Annotated in this window: 6 protein-coding genes and 1 pseudogene; all 7 read left to right on the plus strand. The window is 47.8% G+C overall.

The genetic code is table 11. From position 1 onward, the window contains the following. Positions 1-119 precede the first annotated feature (119 nt). Positions 120-218 (plus strand): LEPR-XLL domain-containing protein, encoded by a 99-nt coding sequence (locus BUB38_RS16160; protein WP_158535447.1) that lies wholly within the window; start codon positions 120-122, stop codon positions 216-218. 147 nt (positions 219-365) lie between these two features. Further along, positions 366-1,634: an FISUMP domain-containing protein gene (locus BUB38_RS15005; protein ID WP_083542258.1), complete on the plus strand. Its 1,269-nt coding sequence runs from the start codon at positions 366-368 to the stop codon at positions 1,632-1,634. A 3,249-nt stretch (positions 1,635-4,883) separates the two neighbouring features. Beyond that, positions 4,884-17,360 (plus strand): calcium-binding protein, encoded by a 12,477-nt coding sequence (locus tag BUB38_RS15020; RefSeq protein WP_139258478.1) that lies wholly within the window; start codon positions 4,884-4,886, stop codon positions 17,358-17,360. Between the two features lie 99 nt (positions 17,361-17,459). Beyond that, positions 17,460-19,547 (plus strand): zinc metalloprotease, encoded by a 2,088-nt coding sequence (locus BUB38_RS15025; protein ID WP_139258479.1) that lies wholly within the window; start codon positions 17,460-17,462, stop codon positions 19,545-19,547. An 85-nt stretch (positions 19,548-19,632) separates the two neighbouring features. Next, on the plus strand, positions 19,633-21,501 hold the full coding sequence (locus tag BUB38_RS15030; RefSeq protein ID WP_254794975.1) for a preprotein translocase subunit SecA: 1,869 nt from the start codon (positions 19,633-19,635) through the stop codon (positions 21,499-21,501). A 283-nt stretch (positions 21,502-21,784) separates the two neighbouring features. Further along, positions 21,785-22,009: pseudogene (locus BUB38_RS17090) on the plus strand (hypothetical protein); the annotation flags it as partial. A gap of 92 nt (positions 22,010-22,101) precedes the next feature. After that, positions 22,102-22,157: hypothetical protein (locus BUB38_RS17095; protein ID WP_371328341.1), on the plus strand; the 56-nt coding region annotated here is incomplete at its 3' end.

Raw genomic sequence — 22,157 nt, forward strand, 5'->3', positions numbered from 1 at the left:
GATCATCGAGAAGTGGAAAAAGTCAGGGACTTTCCATCCGCTGTGTAAAAAACTACTAACTATAACAAGATTTTAAACAAATTAATAAAGCCTTTTTGGAGAAAGGCTATAGGGGTTATGTGTCTAAACTCAACAAGAAGAACAAAAAGTCCAAGAAAAACCGTAACAATTACAAGATCGAGTCTCTTGAACCGAGACTCTTGATGGATGCCAATTAATTATGAGGTATGAATTACGAGTTATGAGATTTAGCTACGCGGCGTAGGCGCCAAATTTTAACCTCGAAGCGAGCCCCGCGAGCGCGCTCATACCTCGAACCTCGTGCCTCATCAACAATTTCTATTTTCTTTCTTTGGAGTGAACAAATGAATCGACTGTTACCTTTTGCCCTGGCCCTGTTCGCGGCAACCATGTTCTTTACCGCCTGCGGTGACGACGACAGCAGCAGCTTCGTTGAACCGGAAAAGGAATCCTCGTCTAGCGAAATCCTGAGCAGCGGCGCTACCCTGAGTGGCGACAGCCACGAAGGCTCTAGCCCCTCGTCTTGCAGCAGCAAAGATGACAAGTCTAGCAGTAGCGTTTCGTCTTCGTCAACGAACAGCTCTTCCTCCGCAAAATCAAACTCGTCCACGGACTCCATGAGCAGTTCTTTGAATGGATTGATTCCGGAATCTTGCGAAGAAAAGGATGAGAATCGTATTTTGACCATTTATGATACTGGGGAGAGATATGTTTGCAAGAGTGGTCAATATGTCAAGATTGAGTCCAGCAGCTCTAGTAAAGTAAAGAAAACGTGTTCCGCAGATGAAGAGGGAACAACTCGGAGAGAGGATGGGATGCGATTTGTCTGCGAAGATGGATATTGGGTCCCAGTGGAATCATCTAGTTCGGCTGTGCCCACTAGCAGCTATTTCGACATGACGAACCAGTTTAACGAGAAGGTGTCATACGGCGAGTTCACAGACCCTCGTGACGGGCAAAAGTACAGGACTGTGACGATTGATTATAAGTATCATATGCGCGGCGTCGACTCTGTCACCATATTTGCCGAAAACCTCAATTTTGGAAAGATGATTGCGGGCGGCACGGTACAGGGCGACTCGACCAAGTACTGCTACGATGACGACCCGTGGTACTGCGAGAACGGCTGGGGCGGTCTCTATACCTGGAGCAACGCCATGGGTTTCCCTGCTGTGTGCGATAGTGTATCCATCGCTTCGGAAAAATGTCCTAATAAGTTTGACTATAGCAATAAGAATGAAAAACTCGACGGATATATCAATTTTCTCCAGCATCAAGGCATTTGCCCCGAGGGGTGGCATGTGATGAATTCGGATATATGGGCGCTTTTGTCTGAAACAAGCAGTCGCAGCGTCGCGCTCTACATGGGCTCGAAGGTCGCCGGCTTCGGTAGCAACAACTACGGCCTGTCGATACTGCCTGCCGGTGAATGGAGCGCATTGGACAGCAGTTTTGAGGTTATTTCAACATTTGCGTTACTTTGGCTACCGCAACAGTATCCGGGATACGATGATTGTGCTTATGCGTCGATGGTAAAAACTAACGACTTCAACAGGTTTGCGAGAAGTGGAAAAACGCAAGCTCTTTCCATTCGTTGTGTGAAGAACTACTAGTTCTTTACACCCTTCAACAAAAAAGTTTAACAAAAATCAGGGTTATGCCAAATAACCCATAGGGGGGGACTTATGTCCAAGAAGAACAATAAGGGTAGCAAAAAGAAAAACAACCGTAACAATTACAAAATCGAGTCTCTCGAACCGAGACTCTTGATGGATGCGGCGCCAAATGCGAATGATTGGATTAAGGAAGCCGATGCCGCTAACATGGATATCGGTGTCTACACAGTTAGCACTAGTTCTTCGGAAATGGACGGTGTACTTGTTGAAAATTCTAATCCTGATAAGGAGCCTGAAAAACTTTCGTTGGCAAGTGTCATAAATGGTCAAAGAATTGATTATGAAAGCGCTGTAGATGATGTAAAGGTTTATGTAAAGGAGCGCGTCAATTATTTGCGTGATAAAGCGACAGAATCTCTTTTGAAGGAAATGGAGAATAAAGCTACTGCACGAGATAATGCTCAATATGCATTTGTCCTCGCTTCTCAATCTGATCTTTTGGCACATCCTGAAATTGCGGATGACTTTATTAAGGCTCAACTGGAATATGATGCTGCAAAAGCCTTATACCAAAATGCGTATGACAATTTTTCAGTAGACGCAGATACACTTTTGTTGGAGTTGAGTTCTCCTAGTGACCCAAATTCTGCCGTGCCTGCTGGCTGCACCTTTTCTCTGGATGTGTCTGACCCACAGAAACATAAAATAAAAGTTCAGATAGAAAGGAATTTTACATTAAAATCCCTAGGGAGTAAGGGCCTCACTCCAGATATTGCTGAACAAACTAATATTGGAGCTCGTTTTAAAGATTTTGATATGTCGAAGGATGCGTCAGGAAGGGCGGTAATCAATTTTGTCCTCGATGCGAATGATAAAACGGGGCCGGATGATTTTGCTTCGATTGAAGCTAGGTTTAATTTTTACCAAGAATGTGCAGATCAGGAGGGGAAAAAAGGGAATATTGGTGTTCTTGATTTGACATCCATAGAGGATGCCAAATCAACAGATCCTGATTTGACAGTAATAGGAACTTATCGCTCAGATACAAAAAAAGTCATTACGAATTATAAATATGACCTAGATTTTGAAGTCTCAGATTTCGCAAGTGTTGCGTCATCGATGCATAATTTTAATGTTGATGATCCGGTTCATTTGAAGTATGTTGGCGATACTGTTGTTGGGCAAACGCCAATGTGGCAAGATGCTACAGGTTCTTCCGCCAATGACGAAAATGCATTTGTTCCCCTTTTTGCGAACGTGCAGATAGGAGATGTTCTAAAACAGTTTAATGCAGTTTCTAAATGGCTTCAGCAGAAGGTAGAGAATGAATATTTAAAGCACGATTTTGGAGGGATGATTAATCAAAATGCATCATCATTTCTTAGGCTTTCGCACTACTTTGATTCTGTTTTGAGAACTCCGCCACAGTCCATTCAGGAATTAATTCAGCGTTATAGTAACGGTGACATACAAGTGACATTTAATAATGATGTTTGTGAACTGGCCTTTAGTGGAGAATACGCGAGTTCTATTGAGGCAGACGCTTCTTTAAACGGGGATGGTTTCTTCAGAGAGTTGTCTGATTCAATGGATGTTGTTTCAAGAGACTCTCTGAAATTGAAACTGGACTCCTATCTTGATTTGTGTCTAAGCATACCCATGAATTCTGACGGATATGCTTCGGAAAATACCAACATTTCGGCAATAGGCATTGACCAGCAAAACCACGGTTTGATGATTGGGGCAACTGAAGTTGTTGTGTCGGATATAGAATTGCCTTTGCAAACAAGGCTTGCTGGCGACATTGGGTTCAGTTTGTATGTGAATGGTATCGAAAAAGGTAAGAGTCGTCTTTCTGCCGATTATCTGCTAGATGCAAGTGGCATAGATGGTGTCTGCGGTAAATTAAATACGATTTATGGCTCAAATGTTTTTACGAACGTATATGACCAAAGTAGATATATGCTTGTGGCGGATATTTCCGCGCCTGAAGTGAAAACACTGTCTGTTTCAGTCAAAAACGGAGATGGTCGATGGATTGGATTTAATGGACCACAACAGTTTAGCCGTGCATATGTGTTAGATGAATCGTCAACGCTTAAAATTTCTGGAACGGACGTAAAAAAAGCAAAAAATGGCGATTATCTTGTTGCCATAAATAATTTTTTGATGTCAAATGCACAATATGCAGATTATTCTGCCATCAGAATTAAAGACTCGGTTGCAGGAAAAAATAAAATTGTTATTATCTACTCCCCTTCCGAAACGGTAGATTATGGTACTACAGCCCCAGATAAAGCTCTTTTGGGTAAATTTAGCGGAGGGAAAGAATGCTGGGTTTTAGTCTCTGCTTTATTGCCGGTAGAGCTACCTGCAAGCGATGTTGTTGTTAGCGTTAAGACAAACGCGGGAACAACTACATCAGAAACTATTGCGGCGGAAAAATTTGATTCCTGTTATACTGCAGAAGATGTTGCTCGAGTTCTCAATTTGGCAGTTAAATCACTTGGTATAGAGGCTTGTGTTCGCGGGCAAAAAATAGGGTTCTTTGCTACTAATTCTGCTGTTGAAGAGATATCTTGTTCGGAATTTGGTTTCTTGGGCACTATGCAGACTCCTGCTGCGCTTTGTCTTAAATTGAATTTCTCTGGAATAAATCCTATTTCAATAGATTTGCATGATTTGTTTAGTCAGAAACAGGATCCTAATATAGCGCAAATTCTTAATAAGATAAAAGATCAATGTGTTGCACAAAATAATAGCATAAGTATAACTCGTGACGGTCTCTCGTTGAAAGTAAAGAATGCTACGCTTGAATCAATTGAGAATATAAATGGCTATTCTCTTGTTGAAATGTTGGGACTAGTTGTTGATGGAAATACGATTTCTGTAAGAGTAAAAAAACAAAAACAGGTTGGCATAAAATCGCTTGGCATTTCGGTGACTGAAGAGTTAACTGGGCCTTCTCATCTTGCATCGGCACAAATAGGAGCGGTTGGTCTTGACATTGGTATTGACAGTGTTTCTGACTCTGTTGGTATTGAAGCTTCTGCTTCTGAAGTGTTTTTGCATTCGGGAAATGGCGTAACTGACATTTCTTTAATAACGCTTCAGCCAACTTGGAATTATCGTTCAACGGGAACAAATCATTTGGCGGTTCGTTGCAAAGGGGGAATGGAAAAAACTGTTCCAGGTACAAAGATATGCGATGTATACATACTCGGTACCAATGATGAGGGAAAAATTGTGCCTAAAGTTGTCGTCTCAGGAGATGACCTTCTGCAAGAAGATGTTCGGCTTTTCGGCAAAAATGATGCTCAGAATACCAATCGACTAGAGCTGTCTATATCCGATGTCGTAGACAAGGTTGCTAAGGCGCTTAAGGATGGCGTGCTGAAGAATCTTCTTAAGTATGGAGAGATGACGGATGATGAACTGGATGCAATACCGAAAGATTCTGTCTTGGATGTATTGAATCAACAATTGCCTCTATTCGGCAAGTCTGCTCCGGAATTGCTTGGTCTGATAAACAAATTGAACGATACCATAGGCAATATCACAAAGAACCATCCGGCAACCTTGCAGGAATTGTGCCAGAGGGTGAATGCTTCTCTGGGGGCGGATCTTTTCTTCGAAATCAAGGATGGAGCAATCGATTTCAGCTTTGTCTGGATTCAGAACTATTCCTCGCAGCGAGTCGGTATCAACAATTTTGCAATATTGGATGCCTTGAATGTTGGCGGTGCCGCGGAAGTATATTTGAACGGAATGGTTGAGGCGCAGTTTGATTTTAGCATGTCAACGGGAGGAACTGCTTTGGGTTCTCCCGAATTAAAGGAAGGCTCATTTGTCAATATAGATGTTTCGCTTATTGGCAAGCCACTTTCGTTTGACTTGACTCTGAATGTCGGTGGCATGACCCCCCCGTTGATGAAGGTGGTGAGTAGCGATGCCAACCCCAGTTACATAAGAATCGAAATCAAGGAAAATATTTCTTATGAAAAATCGACTGCAAATGTGACATCTGGTGAAGAGGATTCTGACTCAGAAGAACCCAAGGTCATCTGGAAACTTAATGAGGATGCTTGTAAAATTGGTGGCAAGCTCCGCATTGAGTGCGCTGGCTTGGATGTTGGTGAAATAAAATTGGGTGTGGTGAACTCTGCTGGGGTAGTTAATGCTTGGACTGGCGCGGGTGCTGGCGGCAACTTCACTATGGCCGATATTGTAAATGGCAAGGTTGGTGTTCGTCTTCCGGATGCTCTCAAGGATAAACAAATTAATATAGGAGGATCAAACGCTGTTGGCAGTGTTGTTCTTGACTTTAGCGGCATTAACACGAACTGGGAAAAATTTGACCTTTTTGGTCAAGTTCGTCTAGTTGCTGATGCCTTGAGCGCTGCCCTGCGCAAGGCGCAGAGTAGCCTGAACAAGACATTCCTCTCGGACGGCATGCGCAAGATTCCGCTGGTGGGCGATTCGATTGTTGGAGCGGCGGACTGTTTGACTGCACTGGACGAGAAATTTATCGAGCCGTTCCGCAAGTTTGCCTACAATTCGCAGAATCTTGATGCGGCCATGGTCGCTGAAAGACTCTATACCATATTGCAGAAGACCGGGTTGCTGCTGGCTTTGGATAAGAAGGTCCTTTTTGATACACAAAACAATTGTACGCAGAAAGTGATGTGGGCCGGCTCTTTGTTCGATCAAGTCTTCTCGGATAAAGGTAATCAGTATATCCAATATAGAGATGATGGAAATTGTGTTGAATGGCGATTCCGTTTGGGAAACTCCTATACGCTTAGCGGGAATGCTGACTTCGATTTGGGGATGCCTGGATTGGGCCTTTCGTCGAAGGGCGGAGTGGGTCTTGAACTGAGTTTGGACTGGTATATTGGTTTTGGTGTTTCCAAGACTGGTGCATATATCATGCTTTCTAAGGGGGATGATGCTGATAGTACCAAGACTGAGGAAGGCAAAACGATTCAGGTTGTTGCGGATGGAATCACAAGGAAGGTTAAGGCTGAAGGGAGCTCCGTTGAGGAGGAATTGCTCTCCGGTGATGATATTCGAGTGTCGATGACCGTCATGTCGGATCATCTTGGCTTAGAGGGCGCGCTCGGTTTTTTGAAGATGAAGGCCGATGTGAAGGATGGAAGTGGGAATGCTTACGGCACCAATCCTAAGGTCAAGGCTGAACTTGCCACGTTTACGTTCGGTATTGATCTAAACGATGGAAAAAATGGTTCTGATGATGCGAAGAATGATAGTGACTCGGATATTTCCTGTGCAGAAACAAAAATCAGCACGGACAATATCGCCTCTGCGCTGTCTCTAGAGACGAACCTCGATGGGGGTCTGGACCTCAATATTGTCATGACTCTCGGGTTCGATGAAAATATTGTCGATATCGGCTTCCCCACAATCGGGACGACCTTCCACCTAAAGTGGGCGGCCGCCTTCGGTCAGCCGTTTGGTTCGCTGGAAGAGGCCAGTTTTAGTGATATTAAACTTGACTTAGGCTCTTTCGTGAATCGTACGCTGAAGCCTGTCTTGAACAAGATTCAAAAAGTTATCGATCCAATCATGCCGTTGATTGACTTCTTGCAGTCTGAAATTCCGGTATTGAGCAGCCTGCCCAAGGGCGGTTCCAAGATGACTGTCTTGAACCTTATCAAGTCAATTGGAAGTGCCAAGGGCGTTAATCTCGGGATGATTGACGATATCGTCAAGGTCGCAAATCTGGTGAAGAAAATTGACAATGTTGCAAAAAATTTTACGACCTCGATATCGGTTGGCTCGTTGAATCTTTTTACGAGCGATGCGTCTAAAAATGGCGTTGTCTCTTCTTTCCTCTCCGGAACAGCGGCTTTGCCTCTAGGCGATTTTGTCGGAAGACTTGCCGGTGGCGATGCTAAAAACGCTATAGAGGCTGAGACAAAAACAATAAGCTCCTCGTTTGATGGCTCAAGCACTTCTGGTTGGTTCTTCCCGCTATTCCAGGATGAAAAAACGGGAAAATTTGAACTTAGTGCTCTAAAACAATCCGCAATCAATTTACTATTCGGCCAGAATATTGATTTGGTTAAATACCGAATGAGTCCGCTCATCTTCGACTTTGACTGGAGCAAAAGTTTCCCCATCGTGGGTCCGCTTTGCGCCGACATCGGCCTCAATTTCGGCGCGAAAATTGAATTGAGCTTTGGTTACGATACCCGCGGATTGATTTCTTGGAAAAAGACGGGCTTCAAGGACCTGTGGGCGCTTGCGGATGGCTTCTTTATCGACGACCTGGACTCCAACGGGAAGGACGTCAGCGAAGTCATCTTCTATTCCGGCATAACGGCTGGAGCTAGCGTTGCTGGGCGTGCGGGCATCAATGTCGGTGTGAACCTCAACTTGAACCTGAATTTGGATGATCCGAATAACGATGGCAAATTGCGTCTTTCGGAATTGGCGGATAGTTTGGCTCATAGCCCGTTTGCGATTTTCGATGCCTCGGTCACGTTGCAGGCGCGCGCATACGCGTACCTTGACCTTGTCTTCTACCGCCAGGAATTTGACTTGTGGAAGAGTGGTGCCTTGGAACTGTTCAATACGGACAAGAAGGGAAGTGGCACGCCTATTGTTGCCACAACGCAGGAAGGCAACCTTGTTGTCAACGTCGGTGAATTTGCCGAAAAAAGAGTGTACGGTGACTTGAGCGACGGAGATGATACCGTTGATATCGTCTGCTCTGAAGGAACGGTTGACATTACAATAAAAACGGCTGATAAAGTATCAACTAAATCGTCTTATACCCTTGCAGCAGGCAAGTGCGTGTATATTTACGCTAAGGATGGAAAGGATAAAGTCTCCATTACCGGTAATTCTTCGCTCAACTTCGTGATTGATGGCGGCAATGGCAATGATGAAATTGATTTGAGCGGCCTAACTTTGTTGCCTAATTGTTACGCACTCGTAATGGGCGGCCTTGGCGATGATTTTATTCGCGGTGCAGATATCGGTACAAACATTCTGTTGGGCGAAACTGCTGATGTCCTATACAAGAAAAAGAAGTCTAGTGATGAAGAGTATGTCGCCTTGGTGAATGCTTACCCGAATTCGTCTAATCCCGGAAACAACGTGATTGTTGGCGGACGAGGCAAGAACTATATCGTCGGTGGTGGCGGCAGTGACTTGATTGTCGGCGGCGTTGATGCAAAATTGGATAATAAGGCTGATGATGGGACCGTTTTAAGTACGGAATATTTTACGGAAAATTACCTTTACGGAGATTTTGCATACTTTGAATTTGATGAATCGCACAACCTGACTAATGCCAAGAACGAAGATCTGTACGACGAAGGTGGTAATGATGTCATCCTCGGCAGCAGCAAGACGGACTTTATCTTTGGCGGTGCCGGCTCTGACCGCATCAAGGGTGGCGACGGAAATGATGAAATTCATGGCGGCAAGGGTAACGACGTTATTTACGGTGGTGCCGGCAATGATAAGATTTACGGTGAAGATGGCGTAGATGTCATCTTTGGTGATACTCCTGCAGATGAAGCGATGGTTATTGCGCGAGAAGACGATGCTGTGGGCGAATTGCCGTATGTATACATTGCTGAAGAAATTAAGAAGGATACTTCTGACTTGTTTGGCAGTGACTCGGTGACAACCACAGATGCTGATGGCAATGTAAGTTCTGAAAGTGTCAATCGTATTGCCCTGTTCAATTTTGAGAATAGCTTTAAAACGGACGTGGCTTCCCTTAACGCACTGGCACAAGTTGCAGTCTCCCTCTTTGACGCTCCTCAGGTTGATTTGAGCGCAACGCAAACAGCTGCAACAACCGGTGCCACTACGACAGGGACGACGGCTGCTACAGAAGCTGAAGGTACGGAACCTCAGGCAGAAGAAGAGCCGTCTACTCAAGTTACAAATGGTAGCGATGTAATCGAAGGCGGTAACGGTTCCGATATCATCTTTGGCGATGATGGGTCGAACACTTCTGAAGGTGGTAGTGACATTATCAGTGGCGGAGCCGATAATGACTTCATTGACGGCGATGGCGGAAACGATACCATCAATGGCGATTACGGTGAAGACATCATTTATGGCGGACTCGGTAATGATACGCTTGATGGCGGCGCCGGAAACGATTTTGTGTTCGGTGATAACGGCTTGGCGGGTTACGTGAAGGACAATAACGGTGCTATAATTGGGGCGTCGGAACTGTTCAAGAACTCGTTCAGTGGCTCGGATGACGATAAAATTGCAAAGGCAAACCAGGACCTTATGTTTGGCTACGGCATAACTGCTTTTGCGAAAAACTTCGGAATCACGGCCGATGCCAAGTTCAATGGCGTAGGTGGCAACGACACTATTCTCGCTGGTAACGGCAATGACTTTGTTGACGGCCAGGGTGGTGACGATACCTACAAGATCCAGATTATGGGTGGTTCGAACCATGCCATTACCAACGTGATGGATTCCGGTACTGCCGACAAGGGTGATTCCATGACCATTGACGGTACAGTCGAGGCCGACGACATGCTGGTCCGTGCTTCTACGGCTGGACTCGGATTCGTGGCGAAGCTCCCGTCTAAAAAAGATGCGCAGATTGAACGCGTCAACTTCTGGAATGTCGGAGGCGGCGATACGGGCCTTGAAAATATCGCGATCAATACGGGTGCCGGTGACGATAAGATTGCTATCGATGGAACTTTGTCTACAATTTCCATTGATGCCGGTGCGGGTAACGACACCATAACTGTGGGGCAGCAGTTTGAATCTGAACGCAATACTGACAAGGACCATAGCAATGTGTTGCCGAATGATGCCTTTACGACTACCAAGACGACCCAGGGCTACTTGAGCGCAGGCGTACAACATTCGACATCGATTGTTGGTGGCGAAGGCAACGATACGTTTAACGTATTGCATAACGAGGCTGCCGTATCACTTTCTGGCGGCCTTGGTAACGACACCTTCAATGTTGCCATGTTCCAGAAAGTCAACAATGATGGAAGCAAGTCGATTGTTGAAAATGGTCCGGTAACGCTGATTGGCGGCGCTGGTGTAGACAAGATGAGCATTGTCGGCAGCGATGGTGATGATGACTTTGTCATTTCTCAGGGCCGTGTTCTCTGCAATGGCATAGATGTGCAGGCCGTAAGCATTGAGAACAAGAACGTTTACGGCGGTGACGGCGATGATTCGTTCTATGTGCTCGATACTGCCAAAGATGAAGTGACCAAGTTGTACGGCAATAAGGGCAACGACAGTTTCTACAATGGCGGTATTGGAACGGCAAAAGAACCCGAGAACATTGGCAACAGTAAAAATGATGATTCAAATGCCATTGGGGTCTTGTTCTATAATGAAAATGCCGCAAATTACGATGATATTGACAATAGAATAGACACGGCGAAGAATACCCTTGATGAAGGGGCTGCTGCGAAGACTGTCTATAAGATTGCATTAAGTAAACAGCCGCAAGAAAACGAGGTTGTCTCTGTGACAATCTTTGCTCCGGGCGAGACTACCGAAAAACTCAACCGTGGCGACAGGGGCATTTGGCTTGTCGATGGCAATGGTAATTACTGCAAGTCCATTACCTATAAGTTTGCGAAGACGGCTGGAACTGGTGTGTTTGCCTGGAACGCTCTTGTCGATGTAAAGCTTGTTGCGATTGGCGATAGTGTTCGCGAAGGTAATGACTACTTCTCGTTATTGCATAATGTATCCTCGACGCAAACAAATGCCAAAATAAAGGATTGCAAGAATGCGCTGGTTTTCTTGAAAGGTATGTCTGGCGCAAGTTTGTTTGTACAGCAACAATATCATGTGGTGAATGCAACTGAATCTGCAAGCGGTTCTATTGCATTATCATTGATTGAAACTCCTATAACAGGCTCTATTGAATGTTGGTATGAAAAAGGTAGTGTTCGTCAAACTATTAGCACGTTTGCTGTGAACAATTCGAATTTGACAATTTCAGTAAGCCCAGCGGCGTTAGAAACTAATGGGTATATTTTTGTTAAATATAAAGTTGCAGGAGATGCTAATAAGGTTCAAAACATGTTTGCGATTACGCAAGAACATGTGCTTGCATCTCAAGAAATTGACGAAAGTAAAATACTATGGTACCTGCAGGCTTTGCCTGAAAAGCAAAATATCGACTGTTGGTATATGAAGGATGGTTCGCCTGTTCAAGTTCCTGAAACTTGTTTGGACAGGAATTCATCTAACAATGAATTGACTATTGATTTGAATAAGATGAGGGCTATTCCTGCTGTTGGAACGAGATTCTATATCAGTTATAAGTTTGAACATATGCTGGTAGTTAATGAAAGTGTCATCCAGATGAGTAATAGTACTGAAGGCATGACGGAGCTTCTAGCATTTGTTCCAGTAGATGAAGTTAATGGCGGATATGTTAATGAATCGTATTTAATTTGTGCTGAAAGTGAGATTAGAAATTATCCCCAATGCCGTTATTGTTACCGGACTGCCGGAACGCAGTTGATTATTTGCAGTGTGCGCTCTGATGGAACTGCTGGGCAACCTGTTCCGATGTATGGCAACATTGCATTCGCTTGGCAGTCTTTAGATAGTGAAAATGGAGAAAAACATTATCCATCTGTTGTCATTGAAGACGAAAAGGATTCGTTCGAAAACGTTTCTCCTGCTGATGTGATGAAGAATATTGCTCAAAATACCATCGAAAACATCAAGGGAGCCCTGTACGAAGACGGCATGGGTAGAGAAGCTGACCTTGGCATTGACGGCCCGTCGATGTTGCATTATGATGGTCTCGATGCGGATGGCAATCGTTTAACAACGTCAAATGACGAAAAGAACGTTATCTCGGAATCGGATCTTGCAGAACGAAAAGCTGCCGAAGAAGAAGCGGCCAAGTTCGATGAAGGCAACTGCAAGGATCGTATCTTTGTAAATAACCGCAAGAATAATCGTGCTGGCATCAAGAACGATATCGATGCCTTGAGCGAAATTGCGAAGTTCGATAATAGCATGATTGAAAAGGATGTCGACCCTGCATTGATTCTGCAAAAAACAGAAGATGTCGTAAAACAGGCCGATACGGAATGGCATGACTCCGATGAGCATTCGTTGCGTTTTGAACATCAAGATGCTTCGTCTACTGCAACGAGTCAATTCAATCTCGCCAACATGGAATACGGCGAAATCAACCTTGGTTCGGGTGCCGATAAGGTTGATATCAACAAGACGATTTACCGTGAAGACGGGTTCCAGACATTTACGGTCGTGAATACCGGCGCTGGTAAGGATAACATCAATGTGCATAGTTACGCCAGAGAAAAATCTACTGTACTTGGCACATTGAGCGGCTTGACGAAGACTACGTATTCGGGTTCTTTGAAGAATGTGATTGCGTACAGTGTTTCGGGCTTCACGTTCAGTAATGGCGTTACCTCGGATAATCTGAAGGCAATCGTGGCCCAGAACAATGATAAGCTGGATCGTGGACTGCTTGCTCAGAACCGTGTGTTCTTGAATGTTGAATATTCCGACGGAACGATCCAGCGCCGCGAAGTGTTCCTTGAAGATAATGATGAAACGACGGTTACAACGCTTCTGCTCAAACGAGAACTGACTCCTGTTGCGCAGGATGTTTCGATTGTCGCGATGTATTTGGCCAATGGCTATGATGGTGACGGTCTGCTCGTCGTGAATGCCCAGGGCGGTGACGATACGATAAATGCCGTCGGCGATGTTGATGCCGATGGAAAATCCAAGGTGACCCGCGAAGGCATGGTCGTGATTGGTGGCGTTGGCAATGATACGATTGATGTCAATACCAATGTTATCGCCATTGGCGACCGTGGCCAGATCGTTTACGAGAACGAGAAGAGCGAAATCGTCACGCGTTTGGGTTCCTTGGATATTGAAAACTCCGAGACAGACGATGCGAAGCTGAATGCCGCTGATTACACGACTCCTGCGGATAAGACTGCGTCGAACTACTTCCAGACGGATGGCGTGGTGCGCGACGCCAAGTACATCCATTCTGTGAGTGAAACGGTCGGCGGCAACGATGTAATTACCGCTCATGGCGACAAAAATGTGGCTATTGGTGGAGCTGGTTCAGATGAAATTTATCTGAACGGCGAAAATAACGTTGCTGTCGGCGACAATGGCGAAGTCAAGTTTGCCGGTAGCGATGTGGTCAAGAATGCTTCTGGCGATGTGGTTGACCATGTTTATGGTGATTCATCCACGACTTACCTGAACTACGTGCAATCGACATCCGACGCGCACGGTGCAATAGACACGATTACGACCCAAAACGGCAAGAACGTTGTCATTGGCGGTACGGATTCCGACATGATTGCGACCGGCTCGGGTAACGATGTCATTGTCGGCGATGGTGGCGAGGTATACGTAGACCGCAATCGCGATGCACTTCTTGTAGACAACGTTGGCCGTAATGTTGACGGCAGCGCTGGTTCCGATGTTATTAAAACTAGCGGTGGCGACAATGTTATCTTGGGCGGCTTGAATACCAAGTCCCGTGATTTTGATTTCGTCAGGAATGCGGAATCTGGAAAATTGGACAAAATGTCGATCGACAAAAATAATGACGACTTGATCGAATCGGGCGATGGCAAGGACGTCGTATTCGGCGACAATGCTTACGTGACGTTCAAGGGCAATTCCGAGATGGCCGAAGGTTTTGATAATATGCCCACCATCTACACAGAAGCCACCCTCAGTTTCAACTTCCAGGGCCCGGCCCAGTCTGGTATCGGTGCTAACGAACAGGCCGGTGCCGTAGCCGACTACAGAGCCAAGAGTGTGGACGAAACGACTGGCGAAACTGTAGAAATTACCGAGCACGCCGATTATTGCGTGGGCAACTGGAATAACATCAAGAGCGTTTATGGTCGCGAGTCGGGAACTTATGGCAACGATGACAACGAAATCGTGCTGTTCGACAACGGAACCCGCGCAAGTGCCGTGAGCGTGACTTATGGTGCGACTGAATCCCATAGGATTAGCACCACCGATGGGGAGAATATTCGCCTGCGTGGCTACGACCAGACTCCTTATGTGCATGGCAGCAATTCGGGTGATGTGAACCTGATGAAGAGCGGCCTTGACATTAGTGGCAACAACGGTCGCAATACGCTGATTACCCAGGTAGACGGTCTTTCGCAGTATTTCACGGAATACGAAGTTGTTGTGTATCTGGACATGGTGCGTGAAATCTCCATGCATGAAAATAGCGTCCGTGTTGTCAAGTTGTATATCGATTCGGTTGACGAAAATGGCAAATTGACAAGTACGTTCTTTGACGAATTCTACGTGAATGATCCTGATACGCAAACATTCAATGGTACTTGGAACGTTGCGACTGGCAAGTCCGTTGCAACGGCAACTTTGGCCAACTGCGTTGTTTTCAAGTCTTTCGTCGAAAATGACACAAAGCATACTCTTGCGGGTGACCGTTTCCACATCGAAATTACGGACCCGCAGAACGGAACGAACGGCAAGGACCGTGCGGGAATTGCGGGAATTCAGGTTCACGGTTTTATGCATAAGCAGGACGTTGCCGCTTCTACTGATATTGACATGGGCGGTAAAGACGTTATCCTTACGAATGGCGGTGATGATATTGTCGTGGGTGGCACTGGAAATGACACGATTACGACTTTCGGCGACGATCGCTACGGAATTCGCGACAATGATATCGTGTACGGCGATAATGCGAAGATGGTCTTTACCGACCGCGACAGCGATCCGACGACCGCTACGACGATTTCACATGCAGAATCCATTGCCACGACGAATTTAAAAGCCTCTTATGACGATATCATCAATACTGGCGACGGTAACGATGTTGTCGTGGGCGGCGTTGGTCACGATGTCGTAAATTCCAACGCAACGTCGGGTGCCGAAGCGAAGATGGATAACATCCAGGTCACTTCGTTCAACTTTGTGACTGAGACTACTAGTGATTCGCTGCTTATTCACGCCGGTGAATCGGCGGGTGTCGTTGTGGATAACGATTGGCACAATGTCTATCTGCGCAACAACCAGATGCGCGACCGTGCAACGGGTAACGAATCCGCTCCTAGTACGGTCATCACGTTTGAGTATACTTCGATTGGGAACTATGGAAATCGGAACAATCCGAACGAACAGATTGACCCTGCTACCGGCGACGATATGGCAAACAACAAGATGCTGAAGACGCTTGTGATGGGCCAGCGCCAAGAAACGCTCTCGCTTACGCTGCATAATCTTCCGGGTCCTTCGGGTTCCCCGTGCGATGTGTATGTGTATGTCGGCGGCAAGCTTGGCAGTAGTGATGGTTATGACTACGTATTCGAAATTAACGGCTCTGACAACCAGAAGTTCTATTTGAACGACTGGATTGGCAATTCGTTCGAAGGCGAATATAAGGAAGTGACATGCAAGGATTACAAGCCTGGAAAGCTCGCTTCGGGTGTTACACCGAATGTCGAGATGATTGGCAACTATGTAGTCTTCCGTAATGTCAAGACTTGTGATTACACTGTGCAAATCCGTTGCGTTGAATCGACTCTTGGTAACCAGTATCCGAACGATATCCCAGTATTTTCGGGTGTCCAGGTTGTGTCTGGATTGAACCGCACGGGCGACATTGCCCTGGGCGGCGACCACGACAAGGACCTTGTCTTTGGCGACGAAGCTTCGCTTGATTTCGATTTGGACATTCCGTTCGCTGGTAACGAAAATATCAAGGATTACAAGAATCGTGTGATTTCGGCCGAATCGATGGCGCTTGCGACAGAAGCCGTACAGCATTTGCGTACCGACGATGAAATCAAGACCGGCAAGGATCGCGATGTGGTTGTGGGCGGCGAAGGTCGCGATACAATTTCGACTGGTAGCGGCGACGATGTTGCCATTGGCGACAATGCAAAGCTCATGGTCGAAAACAACAATCCGATTGGAGTGTTCCAGCCGGATGTAGAAGTGGTCCTTGAAGACAATCAGTACTTCGATGGCTACAAGGAAGCCTATCTTGACAACGACCAGGTGAACGAGCAGCGGATGATGCAGAAGTTCTACGAGGGCAAGATTGTCGGAATTCAGCTTCAGGATTCCGAAAACGGTCGCCTTGATTCTATCGATGTGGGAGCTGGCGAGAACCTTGTGTTTGAACAAAGTAGAAGCGAAGAACAGCTTTTCGTCGGAACGCTCGAAAGCGACGAAGACGAAGATGATGTGAATCCGTCTGACATTGGCGGCGAAGGCTCCGAAGGCACCGAAGGCGAAGGAAGTGAATCCGGCGAAGGTTCTGAAGGCACTGAATCCGGCGAGGGTTCCGAAGGCACTGAAACCGGCGAAGGCTCCGAAGGCACTGAACAAATTGCGATGAAACAATTTGTTTTGAGTCAGAAACACGTTCCTGTCTATGTCGAAATCGCTGCTGGCGAAACGGTGGAAATCGTGATTACCGACTGGGAAGAAGGCAATCCGTACTATCGTCCGAAAGTCGTCCTGGAAATGAATTCTCTTGACAATATGATGCACCACCTGGATATTTCTTGGGACGGCATTAGTGAAGCTATTACTAGGGATTTGCTGAACTACAATTGGCTTGAAATTCCTAATTCCTCGACAGTTCCGGGTGAACATAAGATTGTCCTGCAAATTCACTCTGACGAAGCTATCGCATTCCTCGCTTCTTGCGGTATCTGATAGGATATTTCTATGGTCCTCGATCAACAGCGTAGGATTTTCCATGAGTCGTGGTACAGGCTCTCGGGGAGTAAGATTTCTCTCCGGGCGAGTGTCCGCGTGCATAGGCAAACCTACCGCGGGGTACTGTGGTATGTTCTTCACGAGCAGTTTACCAACCAGTACTACCGCTTGCCGCGCGGTGCGTACGACTTTGTGTCGCGCCTTTCGCCCGATAAGACGGTAGGCGAGGTTTGGAACTCGATGCTTAAAAGCGGCGAGGGCGATATGCCCGGCCAGGGCGAAGTCATCGAGATGCTTGCGCAGCTGTACCAGGCGAACATGCTCATGTACATGGGCGTGGACGATGGCGCAAAGCTTTTCGAGCGCAACCGCAAGCAGAGGCAGAAAAAGGTCAAGTCTTCGTTACTGAACATCTTCTTCTTGAAGGTTCCCGTTTTCGATCCTGACGCTATTCTGAATCGCTTGCGATGGCTCATCGCTTGCCTGATTAGCAAGCCGTTTGCGGTGGTGTGGCTGTTGACGGTTCTTGTGGCTGCGAAGTACGGTGTTGAAAATTTCGACGCCCTGAAGGATAGTGCGCAAGGGTTCCTTGCCCCGTCGAACATCGGCTGGGTTTACGTGTGTACCGTGTTTGTCAAGCTGCTTCACGAATTTGGCCATGCGAGTGTGGTCAAACGTTTTGGCGGCGAGGTTCACACGCTCGGCGTGATGTTCATGCTGCTTGTTCCTCTCCCTTATGTGGATGCGACGGCGAGCTGGTCTTTCCGCAAAAAGTCGAAACGCATTCTCGTGGGGGCGGCAGGCATGCTCACGGAGTTCTTCATTGCTTCGATTGCTTTGATACTTTGGGCGAATTTGGGGGGCGGCCTCGCCAAAAGTCTTGCGTACAACGTTGTTGTGATGGCTTCCGTTTCGACAGTCCTCTTCAACGTGAATCCGCTCATGCGCTTTGACGGGTACTACATGCTTACCGACGCTCTTGACATGCCGAATTTGCAGCAGCGCTCGGTGCGGCATTTGAAGTACTTGCTCGAACGTTACGTATTTTTCAAACGTGACGCCGAAGAGGTGGCTGAAACCTGGTTTGAAAGATTTGTTTATGCCGTGTACGGCGTTTCGTCTTCGATTTACAGGGTGTTCCTGTTTACAGGCTTCATTGTCGCCATTTCCGCGCACTACCTGATACTTTCCTTCTGTATGGGTGTCTTGCTCTGCCTTACAATGGTGGTGATGCCTGTGGGCCGGTTTATAAAGTATGTCTTTGCAAGCCCAGCCCTTTCGCAGGTCCGTAACCGCGCCGTGCCTGTGACTTTGGTCGTGCTCGGCGGAGTCTTTGCAGCGCTTTTCTACGTGCCTGTTCCCGACACTTTTAAGGCTCCTGGAATTATTGAGGCCGCTCGGTACGAGAATTCTACGGTAGGCGAGGGGGGCGTTGTCGCAAAGGTCTATCGTGGCGAAAAGGCCCTGGTCCATAAGGACGATACGCTGATGGTCCTTGAGAACCGTGAACTGGATTTCCGCATAGAGGAAAAACGTGCCCAGGTGAACGAGACCGTGCAAACGTATTACCAGGCGTTGGAACTGGCTCCCGAAAACATGCAGCCCGTCGAAAAGAGATTGGGAGTCCTGAGGCAGGAACTGAACGATTTGTTGCGCGACCGCGATAAGTTGGCGCTGCTTGCTCCGATGGACGGAATTTGGAATGTTAAAAGTCCTGACGACTACGTGGGGCGTTTCTTGCAGAAGGGCGATTCGGTTGGGATGGTCTTAGATACGGCAGCGTTCGATTTTCTTGCGGTGGTGACTCAAGAGGAAGTCTCGCGCTTGTTCATGGAAAACCCGCGCAAGGTTTCCGTGCGTTTAAACGGCGAAGCCTTTGTCGAGATTCCTGTCGATAGCGTGAGCGTGATTCCTGCGGCGAGTGACCGTTTGCCCTCTGCTGCCCTTGGCTGGCTTGGCGGTGGCGAAATTGAAACAACGGCGAAGGATGGCTCTGGCGAGCGTACGGCGGAGCCTGTTTACCTCGTTCGTTCCTCGATAAGAAGGGACTTGGCTTCCCTCTCCGGTGTAGACTGGGCTCATGGACGTTCCGGAAAAATTCGTTTCCATTTGACAGACACTCCGCTTGCCCTGCAGGGAATCCGCAAGGCAAGGCAGGCCCTGCAGAAATACTATAAGATGTAGCATGAACCTGATCGAAAACTACCGCCTTACCGCCTGTAAACGGGTGAAGAAGATTCCGACGGGGCTTGACGCCCTCGTTTTTCGGATGCAAGGGCGGTTCAAGGGCCGTAGTGGCGTGCTGCGCCGCCTTTTGCGCGAAGCTGCCAAGATCGATAAGCTGGGCAGGTCGTATAGCGGCCTGGACAGTGCCGAGTTTAGGCAAAGGCTGGCACGTGTCCGCGATGCCTTTAAGCGTAGGCCGGACCGCAACGCGCTGCAGACCGCGTTTGCCCTTGTGCAGGAGGCGGTGACCCGCACGTTGGGGTACAGGCCCTACATTGAGCAGGTGGCGGGAGCCTTGGCACTTTATGACGGGTTCATTGCCGAAATGTCGACAGGCGAGGGGAAGACCGTGACTGCGGCGATGTGCGCTACGGTGCGCGGCTTTGGCAAGCAGCCATGCCACGTGATAACCGCGAACGACTACCTGGCAAGTCGCGATGCGCAGATAATGAAGCCTCTCTACGATATTTGCGGTGTGACCGTGGGTGCGGTGACCGGGGCGATGAAACCTGCCGAGCGCAGGGAGGGCTACAGCGCCGACGTGACCTATTCTACCGCCAAGGATGTACTTGCCGATTTCTTGCGTGACCGCATTGCGCTCGGGAAATACCAGAATTTCTCGAAGCGGCTTGTGGGCGATTCTTCGGGCGCGAATATGGAACGGGTCATGTCGAACTTGGTGCAACGGGGGCTATGCACCGCCATCGTTGACGAGGCCGACAACGTGCTTATTGACGAGGCCGTGACTCCGCTTATAATTTCCAAGGAGACCAAGAACGAGGGCTTTAACGAAAGTTGCAGGATTGCTTTCGCGCTTTCCGAAAAATTGGTCCAAGGTACCGACTATGCTGTCGATATTCGCTTTAGGACAGTCCGTTTCCTTGTCGATATGGACGAACGCCTGGAATCGCTTAAGTCGGTGGGCGAGGGCTTCTGCAAGGCGTCTTTCTTGAAGGACCTGATTCGCCAGGCGCTTGTGGCGCGAGAACTTTTTGTGGCCGGTCGCCAGTATGTTGTAGAAGAAGGCAAGGTGGTGATTGTCGATGAATCGACGGGCCGCAAGATGCCCATGCGTTCGTGGAACGGCGGGCTTCACCAGATGATTGAACTGAAGGAAGGGCTGGAACTTTCGGGCCTCAAGGAAACCGAGGCGCGAATGAGTTTCCAGCGCTTCTTTAGGCTGTACAAGAACTTTTCTGGCATGACGGGAACCGGCAAGGAAGCCCTTGGCGAGTTCTGGACGATTTACGGGGCGGCAGTCCTTTGCATTCCGAATCACCGCAAGTGCTTGCGTAAGATTTCGTTCCTCAAGATTTTTTCTACCAAGGAATCCAAGCGGGTGGCCATTGTCCACGAAGTGCTCGATGTCCATGCCAAGGGCCGCCCGGTCCTTATCGGCACCAAGGACATTGACGAAAGCGAAACCCTTGCCGAAATGATCAAGGCGCTTGGCCTTGAATGCTGTGTGATAAACGCTGTCCGCAGCGACGACGAGGCTACAATTATCGAGGGCGCCGGTCGTATGGGCGCGATAACGGTTGCGACCAATATGGCCGGGCGCGGAACCGACATCAAGATTCCCGATAAAGTAAAGAAACTTGGCGGCCTGCATGTGATTGCCACGGAGTGCAACCCTTCTTCGAGAATTGACCGCCAGCTTTTTGGCCGCGCCGCCCGTCAAGGTGACCCGGGGAGCGCGAGCCATTACGCAAGTTTTGAGGACGACGTGCTGCGCCGCAATCTGCCGGGGGCGCTTTGGGGCGCTTTTAGGCATCTTGGCCGCCTTTCTGCGCTCGTCGTGAGGTGGGCGCAGTATTCGGCGGGCAAGAAAGCCATGAAAAGTAGGCTTTCTGTTCAGCGGACAGACACCTGGCTCGAAGACTCTCTCGGCTTTAGCGGAAACGACGTGTAGAAACTACACACGGCCGTGACACAATTTTTACAAAAAAATGCAACCTGGATAAAGTGATGTATTACTTTGTCTGCAAAAACACTTTATCCTTATTTTTTATTCGTTCATCGGAATCAGGCATTTTCGGTGATACGCTCTCGACTACAGAACACTCCGCAACGAAGAATTCCTGGGACTCCACAAGTACTTCGTTGAGCAGACTGCAAGCATCACCAGCGAAGAGATTCGCAAGTTCATCGAAGCCTACCGCACCTCTGTAATCGAATACGCTAACCTCATTGAAGTGTCTGTCGACGAATCTGCCGCAAGGGCCGTCAGCCGCCTTGATTCCGAACGCAATGCCGCCTACTCCTCTTGCAGGAACTTTGCCGAGAACGCCGACCCCACGAGGCTGAATCAGGACCAGTCCACGGGTACTTTTACGAACCTCATCAATACCCTCAAGGAAATTGGTGATGACAAGTTGAGCGCCTGCGGATTCAAGCCCTGGCTCGAAAACCTCGAAAGCAAGCACAACGAATACCTGACGGCGGTGCAGAACCGCAACAAGGAAATCGCTTCGAAGGTTCCTTCAACCAGAACCTGGAACGTGCTGGCCGTCTGGCTGACTTCCTTGAATTCGCAGAAGTCCTCACCCTCGACGCCCTCCACCGTGA

This window comes from Fibrobacter sp. UWH5, from assembly GCF_900142505.1.
Classification (GTDB): Bacteria; Fibrobacterota; Fibrobacteria; order Fibrobacterales; family Fibrobacteraceae; genus Fibrobacter.

Bases quoted from the DNA above. Each gene is read 5' to 3' on its own strand.
- BUB38_RS15005 (WP_083542258.1), top strand. From the start codon at position 366: ATGAATCGACTGTTACCTTTTGCCCTGGCCCTGTTCGCGGCAACCATG.
- BUB38_RS15030 (WP_254794975.1), top strand. From the start codon at position 19,633: ATGCAAGGGCGGTTCAAGGGCCGTAGTGGCGTGCTGCGCCGCCTTTTG.